The 6374-nt window shown below is 76.0% G+C and carries 6 protein-coding genes and 2 pseudogenes; 5 read left to right on the forward strand and 3 right to left on the reverse strand.

Annotation, left to right across the window (positions count from 1 at the left end):
* From GTW43_RS20490 to GTW43_RS20510, 5 genes and pseudogenes are all read left to right on the forward strand, one after another.
* Window positions 1–501 (forward strand): annotated as a pseudogene (locus GTW43_RS20490) (protocatechuate 3,4-dioxygenase subunit beta); the annotation flags it as partial.
* Entirely contained in the window at window positions 498–1067 is a 570-nt protein-coding gene (pcaG, locus tag GTW43_RS20495) for a protocatechuate 3,4-dioxygenase subunit alpha (RefSeq protein WP_343246070.1), read from the forward strand. The pseudogene GTW43_RS20490 and the gene pcaG, both read left to right, overlap by 4 nt.
* Window positions 1054–2424, forward strand: a complete 1371-nt coding sequence (gene pcaB, locus GTW43_RS20500) for a 3-carboxy-cis,cis-muconate cycloisomerase (RefSeq protein WP_237536715.1) — start codon at window positions 1054–1056, stop codon at window positions 2422–2424. Before pcaG ends, pcaB begins: the two co-directional genes overlap by 14 nt.
* Window positions 2424–3578, forward strand: a complete 1155-nt coding sequence (pcaD, locus tag GTW43_RS20505) for a 3-oxoadipate enol-lactonase (RefSeq protein WP_161303473.1) — start codon at window positions 2424–2426, stop codon at window positions 3576–3578. Before pcaB ends, pcaD begins: the two co-directional genes overlap by 1 nt.
* Entirely contained in the window at window positions 3575–4762 is a 1188-nt protein-coding gene (locus GTW43_RS20510; protein WP_161303474.1) for a 4-hydroxybenzoate 3-monooxygenase, read from the forward strand. Before pcaD ends, GTW43_RS20510 begins: the two co-directional genes overlap by 4 nt.
* Window positions 4763–4809: 47 nt before the next feature.
* On the opposite strand, the gene GTW43_RS20515 is transcribed toward GTW43_RS20510, so the two are convergent.
* The 3 genes and pseudogenes from GTW43_RS20515 to GTW43_RS20525 all read right to left on the reverse strand — a co-directional run.
* Window positions 4810–5187 (reverse strand): DUF488 family protein, encoded by a 378-nt coding sequence (locus tag GTW43_RS20515; RefSeq protein ID WP_161303475.1) that lies wholly within the window; start codon window positions 5185–5187, stop codon window positions 4810–4812.
* 49 nt (window positions 5188–5236) lie between these two features.
* Window positions 5237–6160 (reverse strand): sucrase ferredoxin, encoded by a 924-nt coding sequence (locus GTW43_RS20520; RefSeq protein ID WP_161303476.1) that lies wholly within the window; start codon window positions 6158–6160, stop codon window positions 5237–5239.
* Window positions 6157–6374 (reverse strand): annotated as a pseudogene (locus GTW43_RS20525) (hypothetical protein); the annotation flags it as partial. The gene GTW43_RS20520 and the pseudogene GTW43_RS20525, both read right to left, overlap by 4 nt.

A 6374-nucleotide genomic window follows, 5' to 3' on the forward strand; every position in this document is an offset into this window, starting at 1 on the left:
GAGCGCATCACGGTCAGCGGCCGGGTCCTCGACCGCGAAGGGCGCCCGGTCCGCGGCCAGTTGGTGGAGATCTGGCAGGCCAACGCCTCGGGCCGGTACGCCCACCAGCGCGACCAGCACCCCGCCCCGCTCGACCCGCACTTCACGGGCGTCGGCCGCTGCCTGACCGACGAGGCGGGCCGGTACCGGTTCACGACGATCAGGCCGGGCGCCTACCCGTGGCGCAACCACCTCAACGCGTGGCGGCCCGCACACATCCACTTCTCGCTCTTCGGCACGGCGTTCACCCAACGGCTCGTGACACAGATGTACTTCCCCGGCGACCCGCTCTTCCGCCATGACCCGATCTTCCGGTCGGTCACCGACGACGCCGCGCGCGACCGGCTGATCGCCACCTACGACCACGGCCTGTCGCAGCCCGAGTTCTCGCTCGGCTACCGCTGGGACATCGTGCTCGACGGCCCGTCCGCCACCCGCACCGAAGGAGACCGGCAGCCGTGACCGCCACCCCGGGCCTCACCGCCTCCCAGACCGTCGGCCCCTTCTACGGGTACGCGCTCCCGTTCCCCGGCGGCGGCGACATCGCTCCCGCGGGCGATCCGCGGACCCTCACCCTGCACGGCGTCGTCCGCGACGGCGACGGCGCGCCGGTGCCGGACGCGCTCCTGGAGTTCTGGCAGGCCGCACCCGACGGCTCACGCGGCGGAGCGCCCGGGTCGCTGCGCCGCGATCCCGTCACCGGGGCGGTCGCCGGCCGGGACGGCACCGCCTTCACCGGGTTCGGACGCGTCCCCACGGACGCCGACGGCCACTACACCGTGCGCACCCTGCCGCCGGGCGACCGTGCGCCGTACCTCTGCGTGCTCGTGTTCGCGCGCGGCCTGCTCCATCACCTCCACACCCGCGCGTACCTGCCAGGACACCCGGACGACGCGCTGCTCGCCGCCCTCCCGGAGCACCGGCGGGCCACCCTGCGCGCGACACCGGAGCGGGACGGCGTGCTCCGCTTCGACATCAGGCTCCAGGGGGACGACACCGAGGAGACGGTCTTCCTTGAGTTCCTCTGACGCCCCCGGCCCCGCCCCGCTGCCGGACGGCGCCGACGTGGGACTCCTCTCGCCCGGACGGGCCGGCTCCGCGGTGGAGGCGGCGACCGGCGACCGCGCCCTGCTCCAGGCCCTGCTGGACGCCGAGGTGGCGCTCGGCCGGGCGCTGGGCGCGCCGGAACCCGTCCTGCGGGAGATGGCCGCCGCGGCGCGCGCCGAGCGCTTCGACGCGCGCTCGCTCGCGGAGCGCGGCCGGGCGGGCGGCAACCCGGTGATCCCGCTCGTCGCCGACCTCCGCGCCGCCGTGAGCCCCGAGGCCGCCGCCTGGGTGCACCGGGGCGCGACCAGCCAGGACATCCTGGACACGGCGCTCATGCTGCTCGCACAGCGCGCCAGGACACTGGTGCTGGCCGACCTGGACGCCACCGCGGACACCCTGGCCGGACTCGCCGCCGCGCACCGCGACACCCCCATGCCGGGGCGGACCCTCACCCAGCACGCCGTACCGACCACCTTCGGGCTCAAGGCGGCCGGCTGGCGGGCGCTGGTCCTCGACGCCCGGGACCGGCTCGCCGCGCTCGCCCTGCCGGCGCAGCTGGGCGGGGCGGCGGGCACCCTGGCCGCGCTCGACGGCCGCACGGAGCTGCTCGCCAAGTACGCGGCGCACACCGGCCTGGACGCCCCGCCGTTGCCGTGGCACGTCCTGCGCACCCCGGTCGCCGAACTGGGCGCGGCGCTCGGTCTGCTGGGGGGTGCGCTCGGCAAGCTCGCCGCCGACGTGCTGGTCCTCTCGCGGACCGAGACGGGAGAGGTGAGCGAAGGCAGCGCGGGCGGCTCCAGCGCGATGCCGCACAAGGCGAACCCCGTGCGGGCCACCCTGATCGCCGCGGCCGCCCGGCGTCTGCCGCAGCACGCCGCCGTGCTCCTGGCCTCGATGGCGGCCGAGGACGAGCGGCCCGCGGGCGCGTGGCACGCCGAGTGGGGGACCCTGCGGGACGCGCTGCGGGACGCGGGCGGCGCCGCGCGCGACGCGGCGGAGCTCACCGCGAGCCTGCGTGTCCACCCGGACGCGATGCGCGCCCGACTGGAGCTGACCGGGGGGCTGATCGTCTCCGAACGCCTGGTCGCGGTGCTCGGGCGGACGCTCGGCCGGGACCGTGCGCGGCGGCTGCTGACCGGTGCGGCCCGGGACGCCGCGACCGGCCCGCGTCCGCTGGAGGAGATCCTCGCCGCCCTGCCCGAGGTGCGCGACGCGCTCGGCACGCAGCGCCTGCACCGCCTGCTGGACCCGGCGCAGTACCTGGGCGCTGCACCGGAACTGACGGACCGTGCGCTGAGCCGCACGGCACTGAGCCCCCGTAACCAGGAGGAGGGCTGATGCCTCTTCTGCACCACGCCGTCGACGGACCCGCCGACGCACCCGTGCTCGTCCTCGGTCCGTCGCTGGGCACGAGCCTGCGGCTGTGGGACGCCCAGGTACCGGCCCTGGCCCGCGCCCGCCGGGTCGTGCGCTACGACCTGCCGGGACACGGCCGCTCCCCCGCCGCACTGCTGCGCGAGCCCTCGGTCGCCGAACTCGGCCGTCTCGTACTGGAGTTGGCGGACCACGCAGGAGCGGACCGGTTCGCGTACGCGGGAGTGTCCCTGGGCGGGGCGGTCGGCGCCTGGCTCGCCGTGCACCACCCGGACCGCGTCGCACGGCTCGCCCTCGTGTGCTCCTCCGCACACTTCGGCGATCCGGACGGCTGGCGGGAGCGGGCCGCCGAGGTGCGGGCCGAGGGCGTGGGACGGCTGGCCGACTCGGCGCCCGACCGCTGGTTCGCCCCCGGCTTCGAGGACAGCGGACGCCTGCGGGCGCTCGTCGCCGACCAGCGGGCCGCCGATCCCGTCGGGTACGCGGCGTGCTGCGAGGCCCTGGCCGGATACGACCTCGGGGCACGGCTCGACCGGATCGCCGCACCCACGCTCGTGCTCGCCGGGCGCCAGGACGCGGCCACGCCCCCGGTGCACGCACGGCGGCTCGCCGACGGGATCGCCCGGTCCACGCTCGTGGAGCTCGACGGCGCCGGCCACCTGGCCCCGGCCGAGCAGCCGGAACAGGTGCTCACGGCCCTCCTCAGCCACTTCGGCATCCCGGCCGACCACGACGGGCACGCGGCCGGGGCGTCCGTGCGGCGCGCGGTGCTCGGCGACCGGCACGTCGAGCGGGCCGCCTCCGCCGCGAACGCCTTCACCGGCCCCTTCCAGGACTTCCTCACCCGGTACGCCTGGGGCGGGATATGGACCCGCCCCGGCCTCGACCGGCGGACCCGCAGCTGCATCACCCTCACCGCGCTCGTCGCGCACGGCCACTACGACGAACTGGCCCTGCACGTCCGCGCGGCGCGCAGGAACGGGCTCACGGTCGAGGAGATCCAGGAGGTCCTGCTCCAAAGCGCGGTGTACTGCGGGGTGCCGGCCGCCAACCGGGCGTTCGCCGTCGCGGACCGCGTCCTCACCGAACCCGCCCCGCACGAGGAGAGCGCGTCATGACGACCCCCGACCGCACCATCGTCGCCGTCGTCGGCGCCGGCCCGGCCGGGCTGCTGCTGGCGCGGCTGCTGCACCGGGCCGGTATCGGCTGTGTGGTCCTGGAGTCCCGGGACCGCGCCTACGTCGAGCGGCGCCAGCGCGCCGGCATCCTCGAACAGGGCACCGTCGACGCGCTGCGCGCATGCGGCGCGGCCGGGCGACTGGACCGCGAGGGCCTGGCCCACGACGGCATCGAACTGCGCTGGAACGGGCGCGGGCACCGCATCGACCTCCCGTCCCTCACCGAGGGGCGCAGGGTGTGGGTGTACGCCCAGACCGAGGTCGTCAAGGACCTCGTCGCGCTGCACCTGGCGGACGGGGCACCCCTGTTGTTCGATGCCGAGGTCACCGCAGTGACCGGCGCGGACACCGAGCGGCCCGTCGTCCACTACACGCACGAGGGCGCCGAGCGCACCCTGGCGTGCGACTACGTCGTCGGCTGCGACGGCTTCCACGGAGTCGTCCGCACGGCGATCCCCGAAGGGGAACTGCGCACGTTCGAACGGGCCTACCCGTACGCGTGGCTCGGGATCCTCGCCGACGCGCCCCCGTCCTGCGAGGAGCTGATCTACGCGCACTCGCCGCGCGGGTTCGCCCTGCACAGCATGCGCTCCCCGTCCGTGAGCCGGCTCTACCTCCAGGTCCCGGTCGGCACCGACCCGGCGGCCTGGAGCGACGAGCAGATCTGGGACGAGCTGGAGGCTCGGTTCGCCGTCGACGGCCCGTGGCGGCTCAACCGCGGTCCCGTCACGCAGCGTTCGGTCCTGCCGCTGCGCAGCCACGTGACAGAGCCCATGCGCTGGGGACGGATCCTGCTCGCCGGGGACGCGGCCCACATCGTGCCGCCGACCGGCGCCAAGGGCCTGAACCTCGCCGTGTCCGACGTCGTCCTGCTCGCCCGGGCCTTCGCCGAGCAGGCGTCGACGGGGTCGGCGGCCGGGCTCGACGCCTACTCGGACGCGTGTCTGCGCCGGGTGTGGCGGGCCGAGCACTTCTCCTGGTTCATGACGACGACCCTGCACACGGCCCCGGACCAGAACCCGTTCGACACCCGGCTGCAGCTCGCCCAGCTCGACCGGATCGCCGCGTCACCGCACGCGGCGGCCGAACTCGCCCAGAACTACGCGGGGTTGCCGGTCCACTGATCCCGCCCGGGGCGCCGCGCGCCGGAGCGCACGGGCGGCGGCGCCGGTCAGCCCCCGGCCGCGCCGTCCCGGTCGTTCAGCCACTGGGCGAGCACGGCGGCCTCGCTGTGGCTCGCGTCGCGGGTCGCCGTGAGCAGGGTGACCCTGCCCCGGGCCGCCAGATCGCGCAGCTCCCGCACGGCGTCCTCGTGGTCGGGGTCCTGCAGCTCGGCGACGTAGCGCCGGCGGAAACCGTCGAAGAGCTTCGGATCGTGGTGGTACCAGTGCCGCAGGTCGGTGGAGGGCGCGACGTCCTTGGCCCAGTCGTCGAGGTCCGCGCGCTCCTTGCTCACCCCTCGCGGCCAGAGCCGGTCCACCAGGATCCGCTTGCCGTCCTGGGGCGACGGCTCCTCGTAGATCCTGCGGTACTGCACGTTGTCGGCCATGACATCGAACCTTTCGTCCTCTCCACCCTCTCGCGCCCCGCCCGGGCCGTCATCCCGTCGGGTCGCCGGGACCCGTGCGGATCGCGGTCACCTCGTACGCGACGAAGGAGCTGCGGGCCCTCCCGCGGCAGGTCAGCTGGTACGAGGGGGTCCGCCGTGCGCTCACCTCGACGTCGAGCAGGGCGGGTCCCGGTCCCCGGGACGCGAGGCGCACGGACCACCGGTGCTCCTGCCGCCGGACGGTGTCGAGGACCGTGTGGTCGTGGCGGCCCGCGGGGCCGAAGCGGCGCAGCGCGGCGGCGACCGCGACCTGCTGGGGCGGGAAGAGGTCGGTGTATCCGCGCAGGTTCTCCGCGTGCACGCGGCCCGCGAGATGTTCCTCCACCGCGGTGACGGCGGTCGTGTCGTCGAGTCCCCCGTAGTAGACGCCGTCCGGGGCGACGACGACGCTCGCGGCGAACCGGTCACCGCCGACGTGCGTGCACTCCCACACCTGCCCCGGCAGCCGCTCGCTCAGGGCAGCGGCCACCGGCCGGCCGCGCAGGGCGCAGCACGTGTCGTGACGGCCGTGGGTGCAGACGAGGACGACGGGAGGCCGGCCCGTCTCGCCGGGGGCGTCGAGACCGGCGACGATCCCGGCCAGATCCGCGTCGCGCTCCCAGGTACCCCAGTGCTGGCGGTGGGCGCCCGTGCCGTCGTGGCGCAGGACCGCCCAGCGCTGGGCGGTGGTGTCCCGGATCCGGGCCCGCTCGTGCCGCCGGATCAGGAGCACGCGCGCGCGGGCCGCCTGCGCGGCGGCGTAGACGAGCGCCTTGATCTCCGGATCGAGGTCGAGGCCGTCGAAGCCGTTCGGCGGCCAGCCGCCGCGGTACTCGACGAGGATCCAGACCACGCCGTGCGGCGCCGTGCCCGCGAGGGCGTCCCCGCGGGTGCGGGCGGAGTCGGCGCAGAAGAAGCGCTCGGCCGCGGTCACGTCCGTGGTCGGCGTTCTGCCGCTGGCTCGGTGCCCGGGTCCGGGACGAGGACGCCTGCGCGCAGGAGACGCCCGGCGAGGCCGACGCCGACGTCACCGGCCGGGCGCGCCAGGCCGTCGAGCAGGCGCCGCACCGCGGGCAGGTCCCCCTCGGCGAAGTCGAGCCAGCCCGCGCGGGTGCGCAGCCGGGTGCCCTCGAGGCGCGCCTCGATCC

It is taken from the genome of Streptomyces sp. SID5785 (assembly GCF_009870065.1).
GTDB lineage: Bacteria > Actinomycetota > Actinomycetes > Streptomycetales > Streptomycetaceae > Streptomyces.

Bases quoted from the DNA above. Each gene is read 5' to 3' on its own strand.
- pcaD (WP_161303473.1), top strand. From the start codon at position 2,424: ATGCCTCTTCTGCACCACGCCGTCGACGGACCCGCCGACGCACCCGTG.
- GTW43_RS20515 (WP_161303475.1), bottom strand. From the start codon at position 5,187: ATGGCCGACAACGTGCAGTACCGCAGGATCTACGAGGAGCCGTCGCCC.
- GTW43_RS20510 (WP_161303474.1), top strand. From the start codon at position 3,575: ATGACGACCCCCGACCGCACCATCGTCGCCGTCGTCGGCGCCGGCCCG.